The sequence below is a fragment of the Pantoea sp. X-Soil-ISGK-285 genome, assembly GCF_059730815.1.
Genome location: NZ_AP035938.1, coordinates 750,870 through 777,315 on the forward strand (window position 1 = coordinate 750,870; position 26,446 = coordinate 777,315).

Annotated in this window: 22 protein-coding genes; 12 read left to right on the forward strand and 10 right to left on the reverse strand. The window is 55.0% G+C overall.

The annotated features are described in order from the left end of the window. Nucleotides 1-33: 33 nt before the first annotated feature. The 5 genes from ftsZ (at nucleotide 34) to mutT (ending at nucleotide 6,347) form a co-directional block, all read left to right on the forward strand. On the forward strand, nucleotides 34-1,188 hold the full coding sequence (ftsZ, locus tag AC6I8B_RS03395; protein ID WP_010253892.1) for a cell division protein FtsZ: 1,155 nt from the start codon (nucleotides 34-36) through the stop codon (nucleotides 1,186-1,188). Between the two features lie 101 nt (nucleotides 1,189-1,289). Next, nucleotides 1,290-2,207: a UDP-3-O-acyl-N-acetylglucosamine deacetylase gene (lpxC, locus tag AC6I8B_RS03400; protein WP_010253894.1), complete on the forward strand. Its 918-nt coding sequence runs from the start codon at nucleotides 1,290-1,292 to the stop codon at nucleotides 2,205-2,207. A gap of 300 nt (nucleotides 2,208-2,507) precedes the next feature. Then, entirely contained in the window at nucleotides 2,508-3,014 is a 507-nt protein-coding gene (gene secM, locus AC6I8B_RS03405) for a secA translation cis-regulator SecM (protein ID WP_223565752.1), read from the forward strand. Between the two features lie 74 nt (nucleotides 3,015-3,088). Further along, entirely contained in the window at nucleotides 3,089-5,797 is a 2,709-nt protein-coding gene (gene secA, locus AC6I8B_RS03410) for a preprotein translocase subunit SecA (RefSeq protein ID WP_010671827.1), read from the forward strand. Between the two features lie 154 nt (nucleotides 5,798-5,951). Continuing rightward, entirely contained in the window at nucleotides 5,952-6,347 is a 396-nt protein-coding gene (gene mutT, locus AC6I8B_RS03415) for an 8-oxo-dGTP diphosphatase MutT (RefSeq protein ID WP_010253900.1), read from the forward strand. Between the two features lie 35 nt (nucleotides 6,348-6,382). On the opposite strand, the gene yacG is transcribed toward mutT, so the two are convergent. Genes yacG through coaE form a run of 3 tightly spaced genes read right to left on the reverse strand, consistent with a single transcriptional unit; the run spans nucleotide 6,383 to nucleotide 7,945 of the window. Next, nucleotides 6,383-6,580 (reverse strand): DNA gyrase inhibitor YacG, encoded by a 198-nt coding sequence (yacG, locus tag AC6I8B_RS03420; RefSeq protein ID WP_010253903.1) that lies wholly within the window; start codon nucleotides 6,578-6,580, stop codon nucleotides 6,383-6,385. Between the two features lie 8 nt (nucleotides 6,581-6,588). Beyond that, nucleotides 6,589-7,332 (reverse strand): cell division protein ZapD, encoded by a 744-nt coding sequence (gene zapD, locus AC6I8B_RS03425; RefSeq protein WP_010671830.1) that lies wholly within the window; start codon nucleotides 7,330-7,332, stop codon nucleotides 6,589-6,591. Between the two features lie 4 nt (nucleotides 7,333-7,336). Continuing rightward, nucleotides 7,337-7,945 (reverse strand): dephospho-CoA kinase, encoded by a 609-nt coding sequence (gene coaE, locus AC6I8B_RS03430; protein WP_010253911.1) that lies wholly within the window; start codon nucleotides 7,943-7,945, stop codon nucleotides 7,337-7,339. Between the two features lie 234 nt (nucleotides 7,946-8,179). Here coaE and AC6I8B_RS03435 point away from each other — a divergent pair, with 234 nt between their 5' ends. Beyond that, nucleotides 8,180-9,220 (forward strand): GMP reductase, encoded by a 1,041-nt coding sequence (locus AC6I8B_RS03435; protein ID WP_050680478.1) that lies wholly within the window; start codon nucleotides 8,180-8,182, stop codon nucleotides 9,218-9,220. 25 nt (nucleotides 9,221-9,245) lie between these two features. On the opposite strand, the gene hofC is transcribed toward AC6I8B_RS03435, so the two are convergent. The 4 genes from hofC to nadC form a co-directional block, all read right to left on the reverse strand. Beyond that, nucleotides 9,246-10,445: a protein transport protein HofC gene (gene hofC / locus AC6I8B_RS03440; protein WP_157353430.1), complete on the reverse strand. Its 1,200-nt coding sequence runs from the start codon at nucleotides 10,443-10,445 to the stop codon at nucleotides 9,246-9,248. Beyond that, on the reverse strand, nucleotides 10,438-11,823 hold the full coding sequence (gspE, locus tag AC6I8B_RS03445) for a type II secretion system protein GspE (protein ID WP_010253919.1): 1,386 nt from the start codon (nucleotides 11,821-11,823) through the stop codon (nucleotides 10,438-10,440). Before gspE ends, hofC begins: the two co-directional genes overlap by 8 nt. Next, nucleotides 11,810-12,265 carry a prepilin peptidase-dependent pilin gene (gene ppdD, locus AC6I8B_RS03450; RefSeq protein ID WP_010253922.1) on the reverse strand — a complete coding sequence of 152 codons (456 nt, stop codon included), beginning with the start codon at nucleotides 12,263-12,265 and terminating at the stop codon, nucleotides 11,810-11,812. The genes gspE and ppdD overlap by 14 nt, the downstream gene beginning before the upstream one ends. 174 nt (nucleotides 12,266-12,439) lie before the next feature. After that, nucleotides 12,440-13,336, reverse strand: a complete 897-nt coding sequence (nadC, locus tag AC6I8B_RS03455; protein WP_010671835.1) for a carboxylating nicotinate-nucleotide diphosphorylase — start codon at nucleotides 13,334-13,336, stop codon at nucleotides 12,440-12,442. Between the two features lie 197 nt (nucleotides 13,337-13,533). On the opposite strand from nadC, the gene ampD reads away from it, so the two are divergent. Together ampD and ampE are read left to right on the forward strand one after the other, a co-directional pair. Further along, nucleotides 13,534-14,085, forward strand: coding sequence for a 1,6-anhydro-N-acetylmuramyl-L-alanine amidase AmpD (gene ampD, locus AC6I8B_RS03460; protein ID WP_010671836.1), 552 nt, complete (start codon nucleotides 13,534-13,536; stop codon nucleotides 14,083-14,085). Between the two features lie 16 nt (nucleotides 14,086-14,101). Then, nucleotides 14,102-14,956, forward strand: a complete 855-nt coding sequence (gene ampE / locus AC6I8B_RS03465) for a beta-lactamase regulator AmpE (RefSeq protein WP_010253930.1) — start codon at nucleotides 14,102-14,104, stop codon at nucleotides 14,954-14,956. On the opposite strand, the gene AC6I8B_RS03470 is transcribed toward ampE, so the two are convergent. The 3 genes from AC6I8B_RS03470 to aroP form a co-directional block, all read right to left on the reverse strand. Beyond that, entirely contained in the window at nucleotides 14,938-15,897 is a 960-nt protein-coding gene (locus AC6I8B_RS03470; protein WP_157353429.1) for a glycoside hydrolase family 43 protein, read from the reverse strand. The two genes, ampE and AC6I8B_RS03470, sit on opposite strands and share 19 nt — an antisense overlap. Then, nucleotides 15,894-17,306 (reverse strand): glycoside-pentoside-hexuronide (GPH):cation symporter, encoded by a 1,413-nt coding sequence (locus AC6I8B_RS03475; RefSeq protein ID WP_157353428.1) that lies wholly within the window; start codon nucleotides 17,304-17,306, stop codon nucleotides 15,894-15,896. Before AC6I8B_RS03475 ends, AC6I8B_RS03470 begins: the two co-directional genes overlap by 4 nt. Before the next feature lie 198 nt (nucleotides 17,307-17,504). Then, nucleotides 17,505-18,860: an aromatic amino acid transporter AroP gene (aroP, locus tag AC6I8B_RS03480; RefSeq protein WP_010253939.1), complete on the reverse strand. Its 1,356-nt coding sequence runs from the start codon at nucleotides 18,858-18,860 to the stop codon at nucleotides 17,505-17,507. Between the two features lie 515 nt (nucleotides 18,861-19,375). Between aroP and pdhR the strand changes: the two genes are divergently transcribed. The 4 genes from pdhR (at nucleotide 19,376) to lpdA (ending at nucleotide 26,411) form a co-directional block, all read left to right on the forward strand. Continuing rightward, nucleotides 19,376-20,140: a pyruvate dehydrogenase complex transcriptional repressor PdhR gene (gene pdhR, locus AC6I8B_RS03485; RefSeq protein WP_010253942.1), complete on the forward strand. Its 765-nt coding sequence runs from the start codon at nucleotides 19,376-19,378 to the stop codon at nucleotides 20,138-20,140. A 103-nt stretch (nucleotides 20,141-20,243) separates the two neighbouring features. Beyond that, nucleotides 20,244-22,910 carry a pyruvate dehydrogenase (acetyl-transferring), homodimeric type gene (gene aceE, locus AC6I8B_RS03490; RefSeq protein WP_157353427.1) on the forward strand — a complete coding sequence of 889 codons (2,667 nt, stop codon included), beginning with the start codon at nucleotides 20,244-20,246 and terminating at the stop codon, nucleotides 22,908-22,910. A gap of 14 nt (nucleotides 22,911-22,924) precedes the next feature. Beyond that, complete coding sequence (aceF, locus tag AC6I8B_RS03495) at nucleotides 22,925-24,826, forward strand: pyruvate dehydrogenase complex dihydrolipoyllysine-residue acetyltransferase (RefSeq protein WP_010671838.1); 1,902 nt, start codon at nucleotides 22,925-22,927, stop codon at nucleotides 24,824-24,826. A gap of 160 nt (nucleotides 24,827-24,986) precedes the next feature. Continuing rightward, nucleotides 24,987-26,411, forward strand: a complete 1,425-nt coding sequence (lpdA, locus tag AC6I8B_RS03500) for a dihydrolipoyl dehydrogenase (protein ID WP_010253950.1) — start codon at nucleotides 24,987-24,989, stop codon at nucleotides 26,409-26,411. Nucleotides 26,412-26,446: the final 35 nt, after the last annotated feature.

Consider the following 26,446-nt stretch of genomic DNA (forward strand, 5'->3'; position numbering starts at 1 on the left):
CTCCAGGCGACAGGCACATAACGGAGAGAAATCATGTTTGAACCTATGGAATTAACCAACGACGCGGTGATTAAAGTCATCGGCGTCGGTGGCGGCGGCGGTAACGCCGTAGAGCACATGGTACGCGAGCGTATCGAAGGTGTGGAATTCTTTGCTGTGAATACCGACGCGCAAGCGCTGCGTAAAACAGCTGTCGGCCAGACCATTCAGATCGGTAATAACATTACCAAAGGTCTGGGTGCGGGTGCGAACCCGGAAGTGGGCCGTAACTCTGCAGAAGAAGATCGCGAAGCACTGCGTTCTGCGCTGGAAGGGGCAGACATGGTCTTCATCGCAGCAGGTATGGGCGGCGGTACCGGTACCGGTGCAGCGCCTGTCGTGGCTGAAGTGGCTAAGGAGCTGGGTATCCTGACGGTGGCGGTTGTCACCAAGCCGTTCAACTTCGAAGGCAAAAAGCGCATGGCGTTTGCCGAGCAGGGGATCGCCGAACTCTCTAAGCATGTCGATTCACTGATCACCATTCCAAACGACAAGCTGCTGAAAGTGCTGGGCCGTGGTATCTCTCTGCTGGATGCGTTTGGTGCAGCTAATGACGTGCTGAAAGGCGCCGTTCAGGGTATCGCTGAGCTGATCACCCGTCCTGGCCTGATGAACGTCGACTTTGCTGACGTGCGTACCGTCATGTCCGAAATGGGCTATGCGATGATGGGTTCAGGCGTCGCGTGCGGTGAAGATCGTGCGGAAGAAGCGGCTGAAATGGCGATCTCCAGCCCACTGCTGGAAGATATCGACCTTTCTGGTGCGCGTGGCGTGCTGGTCAACATTACGGCGGGCTTCGACCTGCGTCTGGATGAGTTCGAGACCGTGGGTAACACTATCCGCGCCTTCGCCTCTGACAACGCGACCGTCGTGATCGGTACCTCACTGGATCCGGAAATGAATGACGAACTGCGCGTCACCGTGGTGGCAACCGGTATCGGCATGGACAAGCGTCCTGAAATCACCCTGGTAACCAACAAGCCAGCCAGTCAGCCAGTGATGGATCATCGCTATCAGCAGCACGGTATGTCACCGCTGCCGCAGGAGCAGAAACCTGCGGCCAAAGTCGTTAACGACCAGGCTGCGCAGTCGAACAAAGAGCCCGATTATCTTGATATTCCGGCCTTTTTACGTAAGCAGGCCGATTAGGATTAACCCTATAATTGGGATTCTCCGCTCTTTGTGCTAAAGTCTCTGTCCGCTGGTAAAGTATACTGGCGGTCGGACAGGTGATATTGCGAGATAATACGATGATCAAACAAAGGACATTAAAACGTATTGTTCAGGCGACTGGTGTCGGTTTACATACCGGCAAAAAAGTCACCCTGACATTACGCCCTGCGTCGGCTAATACCGGGGTCATCTATCGTCGCACCGACTTGAATCCACCGGTAGATTTTCCGGCTGATGCAAAATACGTGCGCGACACCATGCTGAGTACCTGCCTGGTGAATGATGAAGGCGTGCGTATTTCAACGGTTGAACACCTCAATGCCGCCCTGGCGGGTCTGGGTATCGACAACATTATTGTTGAAGTCGATGCGCCAGAAATCCCGATCATGGATGGCAGCGCAGCACCGTTTATCTATCTGCTGATGGATGCGGGCATCGAGCAGCTCAACAGCGCGAAGAAATTTGTGCGTGTTAAGCAGACCGTGCGTGTGGAAGAGGGTGACAAATGGGCCGAGATCAAACCGTTTAACGGCTTCTCGCTCGATTTCACCATCGACTTCAAACACCCGGCTATCGATTCCAGCTCACAGCGTTATGCGATGAACTTCTCTGCTGACGCCTTTGTTCGTCAAATCAGCCGGGCGCGTACATTTGGCTTTATGCGTGAAATCGAATATCTGCAGTCTAAAGGCCTGTGCCTGGGCGGTAGCTTAGATTGTGCGATAGGTCTGGATGATTTCCGCGTACTGAATGAAGAAGGCCTGCGTTTTGAGGACGAGTTTGTCCGTCACAAAATGCTGGACGCGATTGGCGACTTGTTTATGTGTGGTCACAACATCATTGGCGCATTCACTGCGTTCAAATCGGGCCACGCGCTGAACAACAAGCTGCTGCAAGCGGTTCTGGCTAAGCAGGAAGCCTGGGAATGGGCAACCTTCGAAGACGAAGCTGAACTGCCGCTGGCATTCAAAGCACCGAATCTGGTTCTGGCTTAATTACCCCGGAACGTGAAACGGCTGGTTATGCTGACACCCTCTCCGGTCAGCGGCGCCAGCCGTTTTTTATTGCCTCTTATCACACGCCTGATGACTGCGACCTCGCTCGCAAAGCGTTGTCTGTTCTGCTGATTTGCTGAACAATCACACGTGTTTTCTCTCGCCATCACTTTAATCCCAGGTGTGGATGCCCCACATTAATGATACTATCTGTGGCGCTTTTACAGGCCGAAATCCGTTGCGGCTCGCGGCGGGTACCAGAAAACAAGAGCGCAACAGAGCATGCGCGATGGAAAGGTTGTGATCGGGATTCTTCTGCGCTGGCGACAATTAGGTAGACGCTACTTCTGGCCTCATCTCCTGTTAGGGATGGTAGCGGCCAGCTTTGGCCTGCCAGCCTGTGCGCAAAGCTCCGAACTCAACGCGTCGTCTGAATCTCCGGCCAGCAGTCTCTTTCTTGGCAGTGCCACACGCTTTGATCACCTGATCCGGCTGCAGGAAGCGTCCCGACGCCCGAGCTTCAGCGTGGATTACTGGCATCAGCACGCCATCCGCACCGTTATTCGTCATCTCTCTTTCACGCTGGCGCCCCAGGCGCAGGCGGAGCAACAGACATTACCGCTGGCGGCACAAAAGCTGGCGCTGATCGACTCACTGCATAGTTTACTGACATCACATTCTGCGATGCACACTGCACCGCAGCAGATCTCTACGCCGCCTCTTTTCACGGCCGTTACCCGTTCATGGGTAGAGTGGCATGCCAGCGTGCATGGCATTCGCGCCGGACCCGCCCGATTGTTCTGCTAATATTTTTGGTTTTATTCACTCTGTTTAGATTTCGCAGTCCGGAATGCTCCGGCTGAATTGAGAATATATTTATTATGTTAAGCAAAATATTAACCAAGGTTTTTGGTAGCAGTAACGATCGTACCCTGCGTCGTATGCGTAAAGTGGTGGACGTCATCAATAAGATGGAGCCCGATTTTGAGAAGCTCTCTGATGATGAACTGAAAGCGAAAACTGATTTGTTCCGCGAACGCCTGAAAAAAGGTGAATCGCTGGAAAGCCTGATCCCGGAAGCGTTCGCAACCGTGCGTGAAGCGAGTAAACGCGTGTTCGGGATGCGTCACTTCGACGTGCAGCTGATCGGCGGCATGGTGCTGAACGATCGCTGCATTGCTGAGATGCGAACCGGTGAAGGTAAAACGCTGACCGCAACGCTGCCAGCCTACCTGAATGCGCTGTCCGGCAAAGGCGTTCACGTGGTTACCGTCAACGACTATCTGGCACAGCGTGATGCGGAAAATAACCGTCCGCTGTTTGAGTTCCTGGGTTTAACCATTGGTATCAACATGTCGGGCCTGCCGGCGGTGGCAAAGCGTGAAGCTTACGCAGCAGACATCACCTACGGCACCAACAACGAATATGGCTTCGACTACCTGCGCGACAACATGGCTTTCAGCCCGGAAGAGCGTGTACAGCGTAAACTGCACTATGCGCTGGTGGATGAGGTCGACTCCATCCTGATCGATGAAGCGCGTACGCCGCTGATCATCTCTGGTCCGGCAGAAGACAGTTCTGAGCTTTACACCAAAGTGAACAAGATCATCCCTCATCTGGTGCGCCAGGATAAAGAAGATACCGAAACCCATCAGGGTGAAGGCGACTTCTGGGTCGATGAAAAAGCGCGTCAGGCTCACATGTCTGAGCGCGGTCTGGTCAAAGTGGAAGAGCTGCTGGTCAGCGAGGGCATCATGGAAGCGGGCGAGTCACTCTACTCTCCGACCAACATCATGCTGATGCACCACGTCACTGCGGCGCTGCGTGCGCACGCACTCTTTACCCGCGATGTGGATTACATCGTGAAAGATGGTGAAGTGGTGATTGTTGATGAACACACCGGCCGTACCATGCAGGGTCGTCGCTGGTCTGATGGTCTGCATCAGGCGATTGAAGCGAAAGAAGGCGTTGAGATCCAGAACGAGAACCAGACGCTGGCCTCTATCACCTTCCAGAACTACTTCCGTATTTACGAGAAGCTGGCCGGTATGACCGGTACCGCAGATACCGAAGCGTTTGAATTCAGCTCCATTTATAAGCTCGACACCATTGTCGTGCCGACCAACCGTCCGATGGTGCGTAAAGATCTGGCTGACCTGGTCTACATGACCGAGAAAGAGAAGATCGATGCCATTATCGAAGATATCCGTGAGCGCACCGCCAATGGTCAGCCGGTGCTGGTGGGAACCATCTCGATTGAGAAATCAGAAGTGGTCTCTAACGAACTGACCCGTGCCGGTATCAAACATAACGTTCTGAACGCCAAATTCCACGCCCGCGAAGCGGATATCGTGGCGCAGGCTGGGCAGCCGGGTGCGGTCACTATCGCCACCAACATGGCCGGACGTGGTACGGATATTATGCTGGGCGGCAGCTGGCACGCTGAAGTGGCCGAACTGGAAGAGCCAACTGAAGCGCAAATCGAAGAGATTAAAGCGGCATGGCAGATTCGTCATGATGCGGTTCTGGCATCAGGTGGTTTACACATCGTCGGTACTGAGCGTCACGAATCGCGTCGTATCGACAACCAGCTGCGTGGTCGTGCAGGTCGTCAGGGTGACGCCGGTTCTTCTCGCTTCTACCTCTCAATGGAAGATGCGCTGATGCGTATTTTTGCCTCAGACCGCGTCTCGAATATGATGCGTAAACTGGGCATGAAGCCAGGCGAAGCGATTGAGCATCCGTGGGTCACCAAAGCGATTGCCAATGCCCAGCGCAAAGTTGAAAGCCGTAACTTCGATATTCGTAAGCAGCTGCTGGAATATGATGATGTGGCTAATGACCAGCGTCGCGCCATCTACAGTCAGCGTAACGAGCTGCTGGATGTGTCTGACGTTAGCGAAACCATCAACAGCATTCGCCACGACGTCTACAAAGTCACCATCGATACTTACATTCCGCCGCAGTCGCTGGAGGAGATGTGGGACGTGCCAGGCCTGGAAGAGCGTCTGCGCACTGACTTCGATCTGAACCTGCCGATTGCAGAGTGGCTGGATAAAGAGCCCGATCTGCATGAAGAAGTGCTGCGTGAGCGCATCATGACCCATGCTATGGAAAGCTACGCTGAGAAAGAAGAGATCGTTGGCGCAGAGATGATGCGCAACTTCGAAAAAGGCGTGATGCTTCAGACGCTGGATTCGCTGTGGAAAGAGCATCTGGCCGCGATGGACTATCTGCGTCAGGGCATCCATCTGCGCGGCTATGCGCAGAAAGATCCGAAGCAGGAGTACAAGCGTGAATCCTTCGCCATGTTTGCCGCGATGCTTGAATCTCTTAAATATGAAGTGATCAGTACGCTGAGCAAAGTGCAGGTGCGCATGCCAGAGGAAGTTGAAGCGATGGAGCAACAACGTCGCGAAGAAGCTGAACGTCTGGCACAGCAACAGCAGCTGAGCCATGTTGAAGAGGATCTGCTGGCAGCCGCAGAGCCTGTGGCGGAGCAGAGTGGCGAACGCAAAGTCGGCCGCAACGATCCCTGCCCATGTGGTTCCGGTAAAAAGTACAAGCAGTGTCATGGCCGTATCGCCTGAGACTGAATGCTAATAAAAAAGGAGCCGCTGGCTCCTTTTTTTATGGTCTCTGCCACCCAGGCAACAGCGACTCCGCTGAGCTAAAGCGGTTAACATCCGCTACGGCATGCTCTAAAATCAGGCTTCATTCACCCATTACTACCGGATAGTCTTCATGAAGCACCTGCAGGTTGCAGTTGGCATCATTCGCAATGCCAGTAAACAAATTTTCCTTGCCCAGCGCGCGGCGACCTCTTACATGGCGAACAAGTGGGAGTTTCCTGGCGGTAAGATTGAAGCGGGCGAAAGCGCCGAACAGGGTTTGATAAGGGAACTTCAGGAAGAGACCGGGATTGAGGTCACCGAGGCACGCCCGATTGGTCATGCAGACCACAGCTATGACGATCTGCGCGTGACGTTGCATTTCTTTCTGGTTGAAGGGTGGAAAGGAGAGCCGTGGGGCAAAGAGGGTCAGCCGCAGCGTTGGGTTGATCAGCATGCGCTGGTCGCGGAGGAGTTTCCGCCCGCGAATCATCAGCTGATTGCGCGTCTGATCGCCGGCGAACTCTGAGCGGATGGGGCAGCGTGCCCCATCCGGTTCGGCTATCAGCGATCCTCTTCACTCCAGTTGTCACTGTCGTTCATATCGTCGCGGCTGGGAATGCGTTTCTCTTCTGCGGCCCACTCACCTAAATCAATGAGCTGGCAGCGCTTACTGCAAAAGGGGCGCCACGGGCTGAGTTCATCCCAGATCACATCTTTGCCGCACTGCGGACAGGCAACGGTCATCACTTCTTGCTGCATTTTTACCTCTAACAACAGGCCAGTTGAAAATTAAGGCGGGCCGGAACTTCACCACGCTCACTATCAAGCGGCATAAAACGAATGGCGTAGCGGCTTTTATGTCCGGACACCTGTGGATAGAGCGCATCCTCCAGCGACAACTGCAGTCGCAGCAGATCGGCGCCTTCGGCATTATCCTGATAAAAACCATTAAGGCTGGTCTGCACATGAAACGCGCCGGACTGGCGGATCAAATCCAGTATCATCGCCAGCGCATGATGCAGTGGCTCCAGCGTCTGCATCCAGGCTTCGACCTGCGCATCGCGTGCTTCCTGTGGCAGATGGAGCCAGATGTGCAGGCCTGGCAAATCAAAGCTGCAGCATCCACCAGGGATGCTCAGGCGCTGCCGCACCAGGGCAATCAGACGGTCCTCGCGGAGTTGCTGGCCCATACGTGGGGCATTCATTAACTGCGTTGACTGAATTTTGAGTTTATCGCGCAGGGCATTAACCAGCGTCATATCAACACCTGGCACATCAGCCCATGCACGTAACTTTTGCTGCTGACGCTCCAGCTCTTTTAACAATTCAGTACGCATATCGCCCCGCTCAAAAATGTCGAGCAGCTCGCTAATCAGGCGAAAAAAGGTCAGCGCATTAACGGTTTTATCCAGTGGGACAATTTCATCTAACTGATTGATCAAAAACTCAACCCGTAACCAGGTTCGCATTTTTTCATTCAGTGGGTGTTCAAACAGAACGGGTGTGCTCATGGTATTAATCCTGTTTCGTTGCCGCCAGCCTGAGATAGCGCTGATGGAGTTCGGCAACCTGCGGCAAGGCGTCGTCGGGCTCGCCACTGTTATCAATAATGTCATCGGCACAGGCGAGGCGCTGCTGGCGCGTCGCCTGTGCGGCAAGAATGCGTTTCGCCTGCGCGACGGAAAGATGATCGCGCTGCCGGGTGCGCGCTAACTGCGTTGCCTCATCAACATCCACCACCAGTACCCGATCAGCCTGGTGCTGTAACTGATTTTCCACCAGTAGCGGCACCACCCAGAGCACATAAGGTGTGGTGGCTTCGGCGATCAATTGACGCGTCCGGGCATTAATCAGTGGATGCAGCAGCGCGTTTAACCAGCTTTTTTCTTCCGGCTGCTGAAAAATAATGTCGCGAAGCCGGCTACGATCAAGCTTCCCCTCATCAGTCACTATCGACGTGCCATAGCGCGCCTGAATGGCCTGCAAAGCGGGTGTGCCGGGTTCGACAACTTCACGTGCTATCAGGTCAGCATCAATAATTTCCACGCCAGACGCTGCGAATGCCTGGGCAATCGTACTTTTACCACTGCCGATCCCCCCTGTAAGCGCGACGATATAGGGCATGTTTCTCACCTGACTTCTCTTTTCGACAGGGCTTCAGGGTAATGATCTGTATAAAAAACGCAAAAATGCGCGTCAGATCACACCGATAAACCACAATTAAATTTAACGGATTGTAGCGTAAATAAAGTGAAATTCGCAGTCTTGTCGCGCAGCGAGAGGCGCGTATCATAACGTCACTGGAGCTGTGCTTACTTCGTGAACGACGATTCATTGCCACTTACCAGGACACTGTTTATGCGTATTGAAGAAGATTTAAAACTGGGCTTTAAAGATGTCTTAATCCGCCCCAAACGCTCCACGCTGCAAAGTCGCTCACAGGTTGAGCTGGAACGCAGCTTTACCTTCAGACATTCGGGCCTGAGCTGGAGCGGCGTACCGATTATCGCCGCCAACATGGATACCGTCGGCACATTTTCAATGGCTGAGGCGCTGGCCAGCTTCAATATCCTTACAGCAGTCCATAAGCATTACAGCGTAGATGAGTGGCGCGCGTTTATTCAGCGCGTCCCCGCGACGGTATTGAAACATGTGATGGTTTCAACCGGCACCTCGGAGGCCGATCTCAATAAACTGGTTGCGATTATGGCGCTGTCAGACGATCTGCAGTTTATCTGCATCGACGTGGCCAACGGCTATTCTCAGCATTTTGTTGATTTTCTGCAGCGCGCCCGTGAAACCTTCCCGGCTAAAACCATCTGTGCCGGTAACGTGGTAACGGGCGAAATGGTGGAAGAGCTGATTCTCTCTGGCGCGGATATCGTCAAAGTCGGCATTGGCCCGGGTTCGGTCTGTACAACCCGGGTGAAAACCGGCGTGGGCTATCCGCAGCTTTCCGCTGTCATTGAATGTGCCGATGCGGCGCATGGCTTAAGCGGACAGATTGTCAGTGATGGCGGCTGTTCAGTGCCTGGCGATATTGCGAAAGCGTTTGGCGGCGGTGCCGACTTCGTGATGCTGGGTGGTATGCTGGCGGCACATGATGAGTGTGAAGGGCAGGTGGTCGAAGAGAATGGCGAAAGCTTTATGCTGTTTTACGGCATGAGTTCCGAATCGGCGATGAAGCGTCACGTTGGCGGTGTGGCGCAATATCGCGCAGCAGAAGGTAAGACGGTGAAGCTGCTATTGCGTGGCCCGGTTGCTGACACCGCGCGCGATATTCTGGGTGGACTGCGTTCCGCCTGCACCTACGTGGGCGCGGAGCGGCTGAAAGAGCTGACCAAGCGCACCACCTTTATCCGGGTTAATGAACAGGAAAACCGCGTTTTCAACCGATAGTCATCCGGGGCGCAGCCTGCGCCCCTTAATGCATCGCATCACCCAGCCCGAACACCGGCAGATACATCGCAATCACCAGCGTGCCGACAATGCCGCCAATCACCACCATCATCATCGGTTCCAGCGAAGCAGCCAGTGTGTCAGCGCGCTCACGGGTTTCTGCCTCATGCCATTCCGCCAGACGAGCCAGCATTAAATCCAGCGCGCCCGCCTCTTCGCCGACGCGAACCAGCTGACCGCATAATGGTGTGAACAGCGGATGATGCATCAGCGCCTGATGCAGAGGATTCCCCTGAGCAATGTGCTGCTGCAGTCCGGCCATTGCTTCCCTCCATAGCAATGATGAGAGCGTCACTTCAACGGCAGCCAGTCCCTGTAGCAAAGTTAACCCGGCGCGCTGTGTCAGATTCAGAATGGTGTAGATCTGCGTCAGCTGCGTGCCACGCCATAACCCGGAAAGCAGCGGGATGCGCAGGAAAATCGCCTGCTCACGGCGCTGCAAGCCCGCAGAGCGTCGTCGTAACTGATGCCACGCCACCAGCATCAGCGATACGCCGATGGCTAACACCGCTCCCCACTCCTGAAGCGCGGCAGATAACTGCATTACCGCTGCCGTAAAGGCGGGCAGGGGGGCATCAAAGGAGTCATAAACGGCAACGAATTCTGGCAGAACGAACAGCAGCATGCCGCAGGTGACCGCAATCGCCACCAGCAGAATGAACAGAGGATAACGCAGCGCCTTCGTCACCTGATGCCATAACTGCTGTTGCCGGATCTGCTGCCGGGCCAGCTCACTGCAACAGGTATCCAACTGACCGGTCAGTTCGCCCACCTCCATCAGGGCCGGATAGAGCGCCGGAAAAATCTGCGGCCATTCACGTAAAGCCTGAGAAAAAGGGGCACCGCTGAGTACCCGATGATGCAGGGCGAGCATCAGAGCACGCCAGCCTGCATGCGGATGGCCCTCAGCCAGCAAAGCCAGACTCTCTGCCAGCGGCAGTCCCGCTTTGAGCAGAGTTGCCAGCTGACGAATCAGATCGGTTTTGTGCTGCCACTTCCACTCCCTCTGACGCCACACTTTTTCTCGCTTCCAGCTCACCGGCAGAAGATCGCGCTGCGCCAGCATCAGCAGCAGGTTATCACTGTCGATAGCCAGTAGCTGGCCACTGACTAACTGGCCCTGGCTATCGACCGCCTGCCAGCGAAATAAAGACGCATCAGCCATCGTCCAGCCCAATCACCCGTTGCATCTCTTCCAGCGAGGTATCGCCCCGGCTTACTGCTTCCAGGCCTGAAACCAACAGGGTGCGTAATCCCTGCTGTTTCGCCAGGCTGAGCAGATTTTCCAGCGGCATTTCGGCGGCGATTGCATTTTGCAGCCTGGCATTGATCGGCAGCAGTTCAAACAGCGCCAGCCGGCCAAAATAGCCGGAAAAACAGTGGTCGCAGCCGGGTGCCCGCCAGGTTTGCAAGGTACCGGGCCAGAGTTCCGCAGGATAGTGCGCCACCGCCTGAGCGGGCTGACGGCAGTGGGGACAGAGGCGTCGAACCAGGCGCTGAGCAACAATCAGTTTCAGCGCCGACCCCAGAAGATAACCGGGAATACCCATCTGTCGTAGCCGGGTCAGGGTCTCGGCGGTGGAGTTGGTGTGCAGCGTCGACAGCACCAGATGCCCGGTCTGTGCCGCTTTAACCGCAATCTCCGCCGTTTCAGCATCGCGGATCTCCCCAACCATGATCACATCCGGATCCTGTCTCAGCAGCGCCCGCAGCACGCGGTTAAAATCGAGGCCGTTTTTAGCATGGATCTGCGTCTGGTTAATGCCGGGCAGGGGGATCTCAATCGGATCTTCAACGCTGCACAGATTTTTTTCCGGCGTATTCAGGGCACTGAGTCCGCTATAGAGCGTAAACGTCTTGCCGCTGCCGGTAGGCCCGGTGACCAGAATCAGCCCCTGCGGCTGCGCCAGCGCGGCGCAGAACAGGCGCAACTGCGCGGCGGGTAAGCCGAGCTTATCCAGCGACAGCGCCGCGCTTTCACTCTGCAACAGCCGGACCACCGCTTTCTCACCACCGTAGATGGGTAAGGTGGCCAGGCGAAAAGAGGCGGGTTTACCGGCGATCTCCAGACTGAACTGACCATCCTGCGGTAACCGGCGTTCGGCGATATCCAGTCCGCCGAGGATCTTCAGTCGCGCCAGCAGCGCAGCAGGCTGGGTGACGGGCAGGGAAGATAGAGGGTGCAATACGCCATCGATACGCAAACGCACCCGCAGGCCATCACGGCCGGGTTCGATATGGACATCAGAGGCGCGACGCTCCAGCGCCTGACGCAGGATCAGCTGTGTCGCTTCGATCGCTGATTCTGCTGGTGCCTCTTCGCGCGCTACAAGCGGTGTGCCAGCGTGCTGAAGCTGGTCGAGCCGGGCCTGCGGCCAGCACTCGATTTCAATCTGACACTGGCTGGCAAAATGGAGGGCTTCAGCCAGCCCTGGCGGCACGCTCTCCGCGACGGCAACACGCAGCTGGCTGGCATCATGGTGCAAAACCAGGGCGCGATAGCGCTGACATAATGCCGCGATCGCCTCATCAGGCTTGCTCATCGCTGGCTCCTTTATCCGCAAAGCGGAACTGCTGCAGGCAATTGTCACGCAGGCTATTGTTGCTGCTGGTGCAACTGCGTTGCCAGCTGATGCCGCCCTCGGTGCTGTCCCAGAGAGGCAGCATTTCAACGCTCAGCCCATTCAGGCTCTCCTGGCCGGTCAGCGTAATGACCCCGTTGGTCACGCTCAGTGCTGAGACATAGCGCGATCCCCTGGCAGCAGGAATACCCGCTTCTCCGGCCTGGCACTGCGTCGGGCCGCCGCGCTCCATGGCGCAAAGCTCAACAGCGGTTTTATAGGGCACCATGGTTTGCAGCATGTCAGTAAGGGCAGCACGCTGCAGATAATTTTGATAAGCGGGCAGGCCGATGGCACTTAAGATTGCCACAATACCCACCACAATCATCAGTTCAACCAGCGTAAATCCACGTTGATAATTCATCACATCGTCTCCGTATTAAGAAGGCGACAGGTTAAAAATCGGGGGCAGTAAAAGACAGGCAGAGATGGGCAAACTGGAAAGCGTGATGTGAACAGATTTCAGACTTACAGCGCAGTCGAAACTGCGCCGGAAGCAGGGTCGCAAAATCGCCGTGTTGAGTGACGGCGAGGCAGGCTATTTTTGTTTAAAGCGCATCGAGAGATCCAGCGCCCGCACATGTTTGGTTAGCGCGCCAACCGAAACATAGTCCACGCCGGTCAGGGCGATCTGTGGCAGGGTAGTTTCGGTGACGTTACCGGAGACCTCCAGCAACGCCCGACCCTGATTAAGTTCGACGGCGGCACGCATCGCTTCCAGGCTGAAGTTATCCAGCATCACGATATCGGCTTCCGCTTCCAGCGCCTGACGTAACTCCTCCAGCGATTCCACCTCAACTTCAACCGGCACATCGGGCTGCAACCATTGCGCTCTTTCCACTGCCTGCCGAATCGAACCGCTGGCAATAATATGGTTCTCTTTGATGAGATAAGCGTCAGAGAGGCCCAGCCGATGGTTGCTGCCACCGCCGCACAACACGGCATATTTCAGCGCAGTCCGCAGTCCGGGCAGGGTTTTACGCGTGTCCAGCAGTTGCGTCTGGCTTCCCGCCAGCAGCGCGACATAGCGGCTGACTTCGGTAGCAACGCCTGAGAGCGTCTGCACAAAATTAAGCGCCGTTCGCTCGGCGGTCAGCAGCAGCCGGGCAGGCCCCTCGATTTCGAACAGCAGCTGGTCAGCCTCGATCTGATCACCATCTTCGACATGCCAGATCAGGGTCGCGTGTGAGCCGAGCTGAATGAACACCTCTTCAACCCAGCGTTTACCACAGAAAACACCGGCTTCGCGGGTGATGACCTGCGCATCGGCCTGGGTATCGGCGGGTAACAGCTGCGCGGTGATATCGCGGTCAGCGTCGATCTCGCCCCCTAGATCTTCTTTTAACGCCAGCGCAACGCTATCCGGAATGTCACTTTCAATGCGTTTAATCAGCGCCTGACGACGGCTGTCGGGATCATAACCACGGGATGACATAGGCGTTTTACTCCTGAAAGGGGAATGACAGAGGCGGTCACAATAGCCTGAACCGCCATTCGGTTCCAGCAACTGATAGCATTTTGTTTAGTATCCTTAACACACAGTGCGTGAATGTCATCAGACCGGCACACTAAGAAGCAAGAATCCTTTATTATTCATGCTATTCTCAGCCAGGTGAAATAAGGAAAACCGCTATGAAAATCAAACAGGGCTGGCTGACCCGCGTGCGTCATGTGCCGTCGCCGCATTGCAACGAACGCCCTGATAATGAGGCACCTTCACTGCTGGTGATCCACAATATCAGCCTGCCACCCGGTGAATTTGGCGGGCCATGGATCGATAAACTGTTTACCGGCACCTTACCGCCCGATGCCCATCCCTATTTTGCGGATATCGCCGCGCTGAAAGTGGCGGCACACTGCCTGATTCGCCGTGACGGGGAGATCGTGCAGTATGTCCCCTTTGATAAACGCGCCTGGCATGCAGGCATTTCGCAGTTCGAAGGACGTGAGAACTGCAACGACTTCTCCATAGGCATCGAACTGGAAGGAACAGACAGTGAGCCTTATAGCGAGGCGCAATATCGGGCCTTGCAGCAGGTGACGCAATTACTGCTGCAACACTATCCGTTAACGCCTGCACGTATCACGGGGCACAGTGACATCGCACCGGTACGCAAAACCGATCCCGGACCTGCTTTTGACTGGGACTACTACAAACAGCTGTTAACGCAGCAAAAATCCTGATTTTTGCGGAGTCAGTATGACGTTGTTTACCTTGTTGTTGGTTTTAGGCTGGGAGCGCCTGTTTAAACTGGGCGAGCACTGGCAGCTCGAACACCGGCTGGAGCCGATCTTTCGCCAGCGCCACCATTTCTCAATGATGCGTACCCTGCTGATGACCGTGCTGGCGATGGCGCTGACCGCGCTGGTGATCTGGAGTCTGAAAGGGCTGCTGTTTGGCGTGCTGCAACTGCTCTTCTGGATTGTTGCCGGACTGCTCTGTATCGGTGCCGGGTCGGTGCGACAGCACTACCACAGCTACCTGAAAGCGGCCAGTCATGACGACGACGCTGCGCATCAGGCGATGGCGGCTGAACTGACGCTGATTCATGGCGTGCCGGTGGAATGCAGCGAGCGCGAGTTCCTGCGTGAACTGCAGAATGCCCTGATCTGGATAAACTTCCGTTTCTACCTTGCGCCAATGTTCTGGCTGGTGGCGGGCGGTCCATGGGGGCCAGTGCTGCTGGTGGGTTACGCTTTTCTGCGGGCCTGGCAAGGCTGGCTGGCAAAGCATGGAACACCGATGGCGCGTTCACAATCTGGCGTGGATGCCATTCTGCATCTTCTCGACTGGATCCCTGCGCGGCTGGCGGGTGTGGCTTACGCCCTGCTGGGTCATGGCGAAAAAGCGCTGCCCGCCTGGTTTGCTTCGCTGACCGATCGGCATCGTTCTCAGTATCAGGTGCTGACGACCCTGGCGCAGTTCTCACTGTCACGCGATCCGCACACCGATAAAGTCGAAACGCCACGGGTTGCCGTGGCGTTAGCGAAACGTACCTCACTGGTACTGGTTGTCGCTGTCGCGTTGCTGACGATTTACGGCACGCTGGTGTAATCGGCAGGCGGCACGCCGAAATCAGGCGTGCCATCTTCCCGCCAGCTGAAATATTTCAGTCGTGTATGGCGGTTCGGATCCCATAACGGATCGCCTTCAATTTCAGTGTAGTTACGTGCGTGGTACACCAGCACGTCGCGTCCCGCCTCATCCTGGGTAAAACTGTTGTGACCCGGCCCATACTGATGGTTGTCCCAGCTGGAGACAAATACCGGACGTGCAGACTTTTGCCATGCGGCAACATCAAGCGGATCGGCATCAGCAGCAATCGACAGTATTCCCAGACAGTAATTCTCATCGGTGGCGCTGGCAGAGTAGGTCACAAACAGCCGATCCCCGTGACGGATAACCGCCGGTCCTTCATTAACGCTAAAGCCTGCGCACTCCCACTCATATTCTGGCCGGCTCAGCATCACCGGTGTGCCTTTCAGCGTCCAGGGATTAAGCAACTCAGCCAGATAGAGGTTAGAGTTGCCGGGAATCAATGGATCTTTCTGCGCCCAGAGATACCAGTTTTTACCCTGATGCACGAAGTGGGTAGCATCCAGTGAGAAGCTGTCGAACTGGCTGAAGACCCGGCGGCAGGGCTGCCAATCGCCCTGCAGCGGATCTTCCGCCTCACTCACCAGCGCATACATCCGGTGCTGAAACAGTCCCTCTTTGATTTCACGCGTCGGTGCTGCCGCGAAATAGATGACCCACTGTCCGTCAATGTAGTGCAGCTCAGGTGCCCAGATTAACTCGCTAAAGGGGCCGCTCTCGGGCTTGCGCCAGACGACTACCGGCTCGGCGCTGCGCAGGCCAGCCAGCGTCGTGGCGCGACGGATCTCCAGCCGGTCATACTCCGGCACCGATGCCACAAAGTAATAGTACTGTTCATGGCGCAGGATAAAGGGGTCGGCACGCTGCTCGATAAAAGGATTCGGCAAGATTGCGGTCATTTAACATCTCCGGTTGGCGTGACAACACCGTCGCGCAGGCGAACGGTGTGTAACTCATAGAAGTTTTCGCGGCGCAGCGCGAGATCCTGCTGGATGGTAATCATCATTTTGCGGTCGACCTTCATCAGTCGTACCACACCGGCGGTAATCAGATAGCCGACACCCGGAATAATGGTGAACAGCAGCATGATGCCGTTAATCGCCTCAGGTGACTGCTGCTTAGCACCTGCATTGTAGCCATAGATCGACAGCAGAAAGCCGACCATCGCACCGGCAACCGCCAGTCCCACCTTGAGGAAGAACAGGTTGCCGGAGAAGCTAATGCCGGTGATGCGTTTGCCGGTTTTCCATTCGCCGTAGTCATCCACATCGGCCATCAGTGACCAGTGCAGCGGAGAGGGGATCTGATGCAGGATATTCAGTACAAAGTAGGCGACCACGACCATCACGGTGGCGTGGGGATCGATCCAGTAAAAACCGCTGGAGAAGAGTGCCAGCGCGATATTGGTCCAGAAGAAGACTTTGAGTTTGCACCAGCGATCGGTGAGCAGTTTCGCCAGCGTGCTGCCGACCATCATGCCAATCACACCCAGGCTGATAAACAGCGTGGCGAAGTGCGTCGACTGGCCCATGACCCAGGTCACGTAATACATGGTGGCCGCCATGCGGATGAAGCCGGGACAGACGTTACAGAAGGTCAGCAGCAGAATGCGTACCCACTGATCATTCTTCCAGACGTCACGCAGATCTTTTTTCAGGTCATCATTGCTCGGCACGGCAGGGCGGATACGTTCACGTACCGTGGCAAAGCAGAACAGAAACATCGCCAGGCCAATGGTTGCCAGTACCGCCATCGCCATCTGGTAGCCGCGCGCTTTGTCTTCGCCACCGAACCACTCTGCCATCGGCAGCAGGGACAGAGAGAGTATCAACGTAGCGATGCCGACCATGACAAAGCGATAAGACTGGCAGGAGACGCGCTCACCGGGATCGTTGGTAATCACGCCGCCCAGAGAGCAGTAAGGAATGTTAATCGCCGTGTAGGTCAGCGACATCAGGAAGTAGGTGACGAATGCCCAGATCACCTTGTTGTGATAGGTCCAGTCTGGCGTGGTGAACATCAAAACGCTGAACACCACATAAGGTACGGAAACCCACAGCAGCCAGGGACGAAAACGTCCCCAGCGACTCTGGGTGCGATCGGCGATCGCGCCCATAATCGGATCGGTTACCGCATCGAGCACTCTGACCGAGAGCAGCAGGGTCCCCACCAGCGCCGGGGCCAGGCCGAAAACGTCGGTATAGAAGTAGTTCAGGAACAGCATGATGGCACCGCCAATCATGTTGCATCCGGCATCGCCCATGCCATATCCCAGTTTTTCCCGAAACGGGAGGGCTGTACCTTTCATGGTTTTCTCCTGCGCATCCAGTGTGAACAGGAATTATTGGCAGGAAATCAGCGAGATGAACGGGAGTAATTCGTTATGAAGATGGACAAAACAGTTGCGGGGAGAGAAGTGTGAACTGGATCGGGACAGTTGAGACGGTCAGAGAGGCGCGGGTGACGTGCTGCAACCCCGCAGGAGGTCGCAGCACGTGGTAAAGCATCAGGCTTTCTGTGTCTGGTTCTTGATAAAGTAACCCACGCCCAGAATCACCAGCCAGACCGGAATCAGCCAGACAGAGATCGCCATGCCCGGCGTGGTCGCCATCAGTACCAGAATCGCCGCCAGGAAAATCAGGCAAATCCAGTTACCCGCCGGATAGAGCAGCGCTTTAAAGCGGGTGGTTACGCCCTGCTGATCTTTCTTACGACGGAACTTAAGGTGCGCCAGGCTGATCATCGCCCAGTTGATCACCAGCGCAGAGACGACCAGCGACATCAGCAGACCAAACGCTTCACCCGGCATCAGATAGTTGATCAGCACACACAGCGCAGTGGCGACAGCAGAGACCAGAATCGTTAACACCGGCACACCACGACGATCGACCTTCAGCAGCGCTTTCGGCGCATTACCCTGCTGTGCCAGACCAAACAGCATACGGCTGTTACAGTAAACGCAGCTGTTATAGACCGACAGCGCCGCTGTCAGGATGACCACGTTGAGCGCATTCGCTACCATGGCATCGCCCAGCTCGTGGAAGATAAAGACAAACGGGCTGACTTCTGACGTGACACGCGTCCACGGCATCAGTGACAGCAGCACCGCCAGCGAACCAATGTAGAAAATCAGAATACGCCACAGCACCTGGTTGGTCGCTTTTGGAATGCTCACTTCCGGGTTATCCGCTTCAGCGGCGGTGATACCTACCAGCTCCAGACCACCAAACGAGAACATGATAATCGCCATGACCATCACCAGACCGCCGATGCCATGCGGGAAAAATCCGCCCTGTTCCCACAGGTTGCGCACGGTAGCCTGCGGACCCGCGTGACCGCTGAACAGCAACCAGCCTCCGAACAGGATCATGCCAATCACCGCAACCACTTTAACGATGGCGAACCAGAACTCCATCTCACCAAACACTTTCACATTGGTCAGGTTAATGGCGTTAATCATCACGAAGAAGATGGCAGCCGAAGCCCAGGTCGGAAAGTCTGGCCACCAGAACTGGACATATTTGCCAACGGCGGTGAGTTCCGCCATGGCGACCAGCACATAGAGCACCCAGTAGTTCCAGCCCGAGGCGAAGCCTGCAAAGTTGCCCCAGTATTTATACGCGAAGTGGCTGAAGCTGCCGGCGACCGGCTCTTCCACGACCATTTCGCCTAACTGACGCATGATTAAAAAGGCAATAAAACCGGCAATCGCATAGCCCAGAATTACGGCCGGTCCGGCGGATTCAATGACCGATGCACTGCCCAGAAACAGGCCGGTTCCCACTGCACCACCCAGCGCGATGAGCTGAATATGGCGGTTCTTGAGACCACGTTTCAGCGCTTCGCCTTGCTGTTGTTCCATACAAACCTCGTGATGTTTTTATTCTTCGTTCGCAGCGCAGGACGCTGTAATGAAGTAGTTACAATAACGTATTGATTATTTTACGGTATCTGGCGTACTGAATAGTGCCATCTGCTACCCTGGCGACAAGAATAGTGATAAGCGAATCGCTTTGCACCTGCTTTCGCCTTTCGTGCTGAGAGTTGACTGAAAAAACGCCGTCCTGGTCACGTCTGCCCACAGCAACTTCTGCCATGAAATTCCGTTAATGACGAATAGCTTTCACTTATGTCTGCCGCTGCGCTAACGCGCTAAGCGGGTGTAAGGTTTGGTAAAAGTGAAATTATTTAACATTTGCGATAACGCGAATTTTTCATTTTTTTAACCGCAAGTTAGCGCCAGCACAGGCTTTGGGGGCAGGTGAATGTCGCAGACACCATATAGACACAAGGTGAATACTTTGTTACTTTACCGGCACCTCTTTGCAATTGGTATTACCAATTTACTCCGGACGATTGGCTTAATAAGAAGGGACGATGGCTTACAGTAAGATTCGCCAACCTAAACTCTCCGACGCTATCGAGCAACAGCTCGAATCGCTGATTATGGAAGGGACCCTGCGTCCGGGAGAGAAGCTGCTGCCTGAGCGCGAACTCGCCAAACAATTCGATGTCTCACGTCCGTCTCTCCGCGAAGCGATCCAGCGCTTAGAAGCCAAAGGATTATTGCTGCGCCGACAGGGTGGCGGAACGTTCGTGCAGGAGAATCTCTGGCAAAGCTTAAGCGATCCACTCGTTGAGCTTCTCGCCGACCATCCGGAATCACAGTTTGATCTGCTGGAAACGCGCCATGCTTTAGAAGGCATCGCCGCCTATTACGCGGCGCTGCGCGGCACAGAGGAAGACCTGCTGCGCATTCGCGACTGCCATGTGAATATCCAGCAGGCGCAGGACAGCGGCGATTTAGACGCCGAAGCGGACGCAGTGATGCAGTATCAGATCGCTGTCACAGAAGCGGCCCATAATGTTGTGCTTTTACATTTGCTACGCTCAATGGGCCCTATGCTGGAACAAAACGTTCGCCAGAATTTCGAATTGCTCTACTCGCGCCGGGAAATGCTGGCAAAAGTGAGCGGTCACCGCGCCAGAATCTTTGAGGCGATTGTGGCTCGTGAGCCAGAAAAAGCGCGCGAGGCTTCACACCGTCACCTGGCGTTCATAGAGGAAATCTTGCTGGACAGAAGTCGGGAGCAGAGCCGTCGAGAACGCTCCCTGCGTCGTTTACAGCAACGTAAGGAATAACGTGCGACAAAGATCGTACGGACATGTGCGACGAGCCTGCCTGCATCTGCTTTAACAGGCTCCCGATTATTCAACGTATTAGACACAGATAAGGAACACACCCATGTCAGAACGTTTACACAATGACGTGGATCCGATTGAAACTCGTGACTGGCTACAGGCGATCGAATCGGTCATCCGTGAAGAAGGTGTTGAACGTGCACAGTATCTGATTGATCAGGTACTGGGTGCAGCCCGCAAAGGCGGCGTAAACGTGGCTGCAGGATCTTCTGCAATCAGCAACTACATCAACTCTATTGCCGTTGAAGATGAACCCGATTATCCGGGCAATACCTCTCTTGAACGTCGTATCCGTTCCGCAATTCGCTGGAACGCCATCATGTCGGTGCTGCGCGCATCGAAGAAAGATCTGGAACTCGGCGGCCACATGTCCTCCTTCCAGTCTTCTGCGACGATTTATGAAGTGTGCTTCAACCACTTCTTCCGCGCGCGCAGTGAGAAGGATGGCGGCGATCTGGTCTATTTCCAGGGCCACATCTCTCCCGGCATCTATGCCCGTGCGTTCCTTGAAGGCCGCCTGACCGAAGACCAGATGAATAACTTCCGTCAGGAAGTTGACGGTAAAGGCCTCTCTTCTTATCCGCACCCGAAATTAATGCCGGAATTCTGGCAGTTCCCGACCGTATCAATGGGTCTGGGTCCGCTGTCGGCTATCTACCAGGCGAAGTTCCTGAAGTATCTGGAACACCGTGGCCTGAAAGATACCTCTGCTCAGACCGTTTACGCCTTCCTGGGTGACGGTGAGATGGATGAGCCAGAATCTAAAGGCGCGATCACCATCGCGACCCGTGAAAAACTGGATAACCTGGTCTTCATCATCAACTGCAACCTGCAGCGTCTGGATGGTCCGGTTACCGGTAATGGCAAGATCATCAACGAGCTGGAAGGCATCTTTGCCGGCGCTGGCTGGGAAGTGATCAAGGTCATCTGGGGCGGTCGCTGGGATGAGCTGCTGCGCAAAGATACCAGCGGCAAGCTGATTCAGCTGATGAACGAAACCGTCGACGGCGATTACCAGACCTTTAAATCCCGTGATGGTGCCTATGTGCGTGAGCACTTCTTTGGTAAATATCCGGAAACCGCCGCGCTGGTTAAAGATCTGTCCGATGATGAAATCTGGGCATTGAACCGTGGCGGCCACGATCCGAAGAAAATCTACGCGGCACTGAAAAAAGCGCAGGACACCAAAGGCAAGCCAGTACTGATCCTGGCGCATACCATCAAAGGTTATGGTATGGGCGACACCGCGGAAGGCAAAAACATTGCTCACCAGGTGAAGAAGATGAACATGGATGGCGTGCGCTATATCCGTGATCGCTTCAACGTGCCAGTTTCAGATGACAAAATTGAATCACTGCCGTACGTGACCTTTGAAAAGGGCTCTGAAGAGCACACGTATCTGCACGGTCAGCGTGAGAAGTTAGGCGGCTATCTGCCAACACGTCAGCCGAAGTTCACTGAAAAGCTGGAAATGCCAGCACTCGAAGAGTTCAGTGCGCTGCTGGATGAGCAGAACAAAGAGATCTCAACCACCATCGCCTTTGTACGTGCCCTGAACGTGATGCTGAAGAACAAGTCGATCAAAGATCGCCTGGTTCCGATCCTTGCTGATGAAGCGCGTACCTTTGGTATGGAAGGTCTGTTCCGTCAGATTGGTATCTACAGCCCGAACGGTCAGCAGTACACCCCGCAGGACCGCGAGCAGGTTGCTTACTACAAAGAAGACGAGAAAGGCCAGATTCTGCAGGAAGGGATCAACGAGCTGGGCGCAGGTTCCTCCTGGCTGGCTGCGGCGACCTCTTACAGCACCAACAACCTGCCGATGATCCCGTTCTACATCTATTACTCGATGTTCGGCTTCCAGCGTATCGGCGATCTGATGTGGCTGGCGGGCGACCAACAGGCGCGCGGCTTCCTGGTAGGCGGCACCTCAGGTCGTACTACCCTGAACGGTGAAGGTTTGCAGCATGAAGATGGTCACAGCCACATTCAGTCGCTGACTATCCCGAACTGTATCTCCTACGATCCTTCTTACGCCTATGAAGTCGCTGTCATCATGCATGACGGTCTGGTGCGTATGTATGGCGAAGCGCAGGAGAACGTTTACTACTACATCACCACGCTGAACGAAAACTACCATATGCCAGCAATGCCCGCTGGTGCAGAAGAGGGTATCCGTAAGGGTATCTACAAACTGGAAACGGTAGACGGCAGCAAAGGCAAAGTGCAGCTGCTGGGCTCAGGTTCTATCCTGCGTCATGTGCGTGAAGCTGCGCAGATCCTGGCGAAAGATTACGGTATCGGCTCTGATGTCTACAGCGTCACCTCGTTCACTGAACTGGCACGTGATGGCCAGGATTGTGAGCGCTGGAACATGCTGCATCCGACAGAAGAAGCGCGCGTACCTTACATCGCTCAGGTGATGAACGACGCACCTGCTGTCGCCTCAACCGACTACATGAAACTGTTCGCTGAGCAGGTTCGTAGCTATGTCCCGGCCAGCGATTATCGCGTACTGGGTACCGATGGCTTTGGTCGCTCTGACAGCCGTGAGAACCTGCGTCATCACTTTGAAGTTGATGCATCTTATGTGGTGGTTGCCGCGCTGGGTGAGCTGGCTAAACGCGGCGAGATCGAGAAGAAAGTGGTGGCCGACGCGATCACCCGATTCAATATCGATGCCGATAAAGTTAACCCGCGTCTGGCTTAAGAGGTAATAGAGTAATGGCTATCGAAATTAAGGTACCGGATATCGGGTCTGACGAAGTTGAAGTCACCGAGATTCTGGTGAAAGTTGGCGACAAGGTGGAAGCCGAGCAGTCGCTGATCACCGTGGAAGGCGACAAAGCCTCAATGGAAGTGCCGTCGCCGCAGGCTGGCGTAGTGAAAGAGATCAAAATCTCTACCGGTGACAAAGTTGAAACCGGCTCACTGATCATGGTGTTTGATGCTGAAGGCGCTGCGGAAGCAGCACCTGCCGCCGCCGAAGAGAAAAAAGCGGACGCGGCGCCAGCGCCAGCCGCTGCTGCGGCCACTGCCAGCAAAGAAGTGGCTGTGCCGGATATCGGCGGTGACGAAGTTGAAGTCACTGAGATTCTGGTTAAGGTTGGCGACAAAGTCGAAGCCGAGCAGTCACTGATTGTGGTGGAAGGCGATAAAGCGTCGATGGAAGTCCCGGCTCCGTTCGCGGGTGTGGTCAAAGAGATCACTATTTCCACCGGCGACAAGGTCAGCACCGGTTCAGCCATCATGGTCTTTGAAGCAGAAGGCGCAGCACCGGCCTCTGACGCGAAGCCAGAAGTGAAAGAAGAAGCGGCATCGGCACCTGCCGCGGCTGCAGGCGCCAAAGACGTTAACGTTCCGGATATCGGCGGTGATGAAGTTGAAGTTACCGAGATACTGGTCAAAGTCGGCGACAAAGTTGAAGCTGAGCAGTCACTGATTGTGGTTGAAGGCGACAAAGCCTCTATGGAAGTGCCTGCGCCGTTTGCAGGTACCGTCAAAGAGCTGAAAGTGGCGACCGGCGATAAAGTCAGCACCGGCTCACTGATCATGGTGTTCGAAGTCGAAGGTGCTGCTCCGGCTGCCCCTGCGGCCGCGAAACAGGAAGCCGCACCGGCTCCTGCTGCCAAATCTGAAGCTAAAGCCGCGGCACCCGCTCCAGCTAAAGCGGAAAGCAAAGGTGAGTTCGCAGAGAACGACGCTTACGTTCACGCTACCCCGGTGATCCGTCGCCTGGCGCGCGAGTTCGGTGTTAACCTGGCGAAAGTCAAAGGTACCGGCCGTAAAGGTCGCATTCTGAAAGAAGACGTGCAGACTTACGTGAAAGAGGCCGTGAAACGCGCTGAAGCGGCACCAGCTGCAGCCAGCGGCGGCGGTCTGCCAGGCATGCTGCCATGGCCGAAAGTTGATTTCAGTAAATTTGGCGAAATCGAAGAAGTCGAACTGGGTCGTATCCAGAAAATTTCTGGCGCGAACCTGAGCCGTAACTGGGTAATGATCCCGCACGTTACGCATTTCGACAAAACCGATATCACCGATCTGGAAGCCTTCCGTAAGCAGCAGAATGCTGAAGCAGAGAAGCGTAAGCTGGATGTGAAGTACACCCCGGTGGTGTTCATCATGAAAGCGGTCGCGGCGGCGCTTGAGCAGATGCCACGCTTCAACAGCTCGCTGTCTGAAGATGCGCAGAAACTGACGCTGAAAAAATATATCAACATCGGTGTGGCGGTTGATACGCCAAATGGCCTGGTGGTTCCGGTCTTCAAAGACGTGAACAAGAAAGGCATCACCGAGCTGTCGCGTGAACTGATGGCGATTTCGAAGAAAGCGCGTGACGGTAAGCTGACAGCGGGCGACATGCAGGGCGGATGTTTCACCATCTCCAGCCTGGGCGGCCTGGGCACTACGCACTTCGCGCCGATCGTGAACGCGCCGGAAGTGGCTATCCTGGGTGTCTCTAAATCGGCGATGGAGCCGGTGTGGAACGGTAAAGAGTTTACTCCGCGTCTGATGATGCCGATTTCTCTCTCCTTCGACCACCGCGTAATCGACGGTGCTGATGGTGCGCGATTCATCACCATCATCGGCAATATGTTGTCTGACATTCGTCGTTTAGTTATGTAAATGTAAAGAAGGCCGGCGGAAGCCGGCCTTCCTGTAACGATTCGTCGCGCCGCGGTTGGCAGTTTGTTAACAATTCTGTAAACTCTTGCGGTGAAAGTCCCGGTGGAACAAGGGCATTATAAGAAAGTCTGACCCGCCGGATATCAATTAAGAGGTCATGATGAGTACAGAGATTAAAACCCAGGTCGTAGTACTTGGGGCAGGTCCTGCAGGTTACTCTGCAGCCTTCCGTTGTGCGGATTTAGGTCTGGAAACCGTACTGGTAGAGCGTTACAGCACCCTGGGTGGTGTTTGTCTGAACGTCGGTTGTATCCCATCTAAAGCGCTGCTGCACGTTGCTAAAGTGATTGAAGAGGCGAAAGCCCTTGAAGAGCACGGCATTGTGTTTGGCCAGCCATCTACTGATATCAACAAGATTCGCAGCTGGAAAGAGAAGGTTATCAACCAGTTGACTGGCGGCCTGTCAGGAATGGCAAAAGGTCGTAAAGTCACCGTGGTTAACGGCCTCGGCAAATTCACCGGTGCTAACACCCTGGTGGTTGAAGGAGAAGGCGGCGCGACCACCATCAACTTCGATAATGCCATTATCGCTGCGGGTTCACGTCCAATCGAACTGCCATTCATTCCACATGAAGATCCACGCGTCTGGGACTCTACCGATGCGCTGGAACTGAAAGAAGTGCCGAAGCGCTTGCTGGTCATGGGCGGCGGCATCATCGGTCTGGAAATGGCGACGGTTTATCATGCGCTGGGTTCAGAGATTGATGTGGTTGAGATGTTCGACCAGGTTATCCCGGCTGCGGATAAAGACGTGGTGAAAGTCTTTACCAAGAAAATCAGCAAGAAATTTAACTTGATGCTGGAAACTAAAGTGACCGCCGTTGAAGCAAAAGACGATGGCATTTACGTTTCAATGGAAGGTAAAAAAGCACCAGGCGAAGCGCAGCGTTACGACGCAGTGCTGGTGGCGATCGGTCGTGTGCCGAACGGTAAAGGTCTGGATGCCGGTAAAGCGGGTGTGGAAGTGGACGATCGCGGCTTCATTCGCGTCGACAAGCAGATGCGCACCAACGTGCCACACATCTATGCTATCGGCGACATCGTCGGTCAGCCAATGCTGGCGCACAAAGGCGTGCACGAAGGCCACGTGGCGGCAGAAGTGATCTCTGGTCTGAAGCACTACTTCGATCCGAAAGTGATCCCTTCAATTGCCTATACTGAGCCAGAAGTTGCCTGGGTCGGTCTGACCGAGAAAGAAGCGAAAGAGAAGGGCATCAGCTACGAGACCTCCACCTTCCCGTGGGCAGCCTCAGGCCGTGCTATCGCTTCTGATTGTGCAGACGGCATGACCAAACTGATTTTCGACAAAGAGACGCACCGGATTATTGGTGGCGCGATTGTCGGTACTAACGGCGGCGAGCTGTTAGGCGAAATCGGTCTGGCGATTGAGATGGGTTGTGATGCGGAAGATATTGCGCTGACCATCCACGCTCACCCGACCCTGCATGAGTCAGTCGGTCTGGCGGCAGAAATCTTCGAAGGCAGCATCACCGATCTGCCTAACGCAAAAGCGAAGAAGAAATAAGTTTCTGCTACTAAAGAAAAAAGCTCCCGTTATGG

What these genes read in the sequence shown, in the direction of transcription:
- ftsZ (WP_010253892.1), top strand. Translation starts at nt 34, where the DNA reads ATGTTTGAACCTATGGAATTAACCAACGACGCGGTGATTAAAGTCATC.
- lpxC (WP_010253894.1), top strand. Translation starts at nt 1,290, where the DNA reads ATGATCAAACAAAGGACATTAAAACGTATTGTTCAGGCGACTGGTGTC.
- secA (WP_010671827.1), top strand. Translation starts at nt 3,089, where the DNA reads ATGTTAAGCAAAATATTAACCAAGGTTTTTGGTAGCAGTAACGATCGT.
- mutT (WP_010253900.1), top strand. Translation starts at nt 5,952, where the DNA reads ATGAAGCACCTGCAGGTTGCAGTTGGCATCATTCGCAATGCCAGTAAA.
- yacG (WP_010253903.1), bottom strand. Translation starts at nt 6,580, where the DNA reads ATGCAGCAAGAAGTGATGACCGTTGCCTGTCCGCAGTGCGGCAAAGAT.
- zapD (WP_010671830.1), bottom strand. Translation starts at nt 7,332, where the DNA reads ATGAGCACACCCGTTCTGTTTGAACACCCACTGAATGAAAAAATGCGA.
- coaE (WP_010253911.1), bottom strand. Translation starts at nt 7,945, where the DNA reads ATGCCCTATATCGTCGCGCTTACAGGGGGGATCGGCAGTGGTAAAAGT.
- AC6I8B_RS03435 (WP_050680478.1), top strand. Translation starts at nt 8,180, where the DNA reads ATGCGTATTGAAGAAGATTTAAAACTGGGCTTTAAAGATGTCTTAATC.
- hofC (WP_157353430.1), bottom strand. Translation starts at nt 10,445, where the DNA reads ATGGCTGATGCGTCTTTATTTCGCTGGCAGGCGGTCGATAGCCAGGGC.
- gspE (WP_010253919.1), bottom strand. Translation starts at nt 11,823, where the DNA reads ATGAGCAAGCCTGATGAGGCGATCGCGGCATTATGTCAGCGCTATCGC.
- ppdD (WP_010253922.1), bottom strand. Translation starts at nt 12,265, where the DNA reads ATGAATTATCAACGTGGATTTACGCTGGTTGAACTGATGATTGTGGTG.
- nadC (WP_010671835.1), bottom strand. Translation starts at nt 13,336, where the DNA reads ATGTCATCCCGTGGTTATGATCCCGACAGCCGTCGTCAGGCGCTGATT.
- ampD (WP_010671836.1), top strand. Translation starts at nt 13,534, where the DNA reads ATGAAAATCAAACAGGGCTGGCTGACCCGCGTGCGTCATGTGCCGTCG.
- ampE (WP_010253930.1), top strand. Translation starts at nt 14,102, where the DNA reads ATGACGTTGTTTACCTTGTTGTTGGTTTTAGGCTGGGAGCGCCTGTTT.
- AC6I8B_RS03470 (WP_157353429.1), bottom strand. Translation starts at nt 15,897, where the DNA reads ATGACCGCAATCTTGCCGAATCCTTTTATCGAGCAGCGTGCCGACCCC.
- AC6I8B_RS03475 (WP_157353428.1), bottom strand. Translation starts at nt 17,306, where the DNA reads ATGAAAGGTACAGCCCTCCCGTTTCGGGAAAAACTGGGATATGGCATG.
- aroP (WP_010253939.1), bottom strand. Translation starts at nt 18,860, where the DNA reads ATGGAACAACAGCAAGGCGAAGCGCTGAAACGTGGTCTCAAGAACCGC.
- pdhR (WP_010253942.1), top strand. Translation starts at nt 19,376, where the DNA reads ATGGCTTACAGTAAGATTCGCCAACCTAAACTCTCCGACGCTATCGAG.
- aceE (WP_157353427.1), top strand. Translation starts at nt 20,244, where the DNA reads ATGTCAGAACGTTTACACAATGACGTGGATCCGATTGAAACTCGTGAC.
- aceF (WP_010671838.1), top strand. Translation starts at nt 22,925, where the DNA reads ATGGCTATCGAAATTAAGGTACCGGATATCGGGTCTGACGAAGTTGAA.
- lpdA (WP_010253950.1), top strand. Translation starts at nt 24,987, where the DNA reads ATGAGTACAGAGATTAAAACCCAGGTCGTAGTACTTGGGGCAGGTCCT.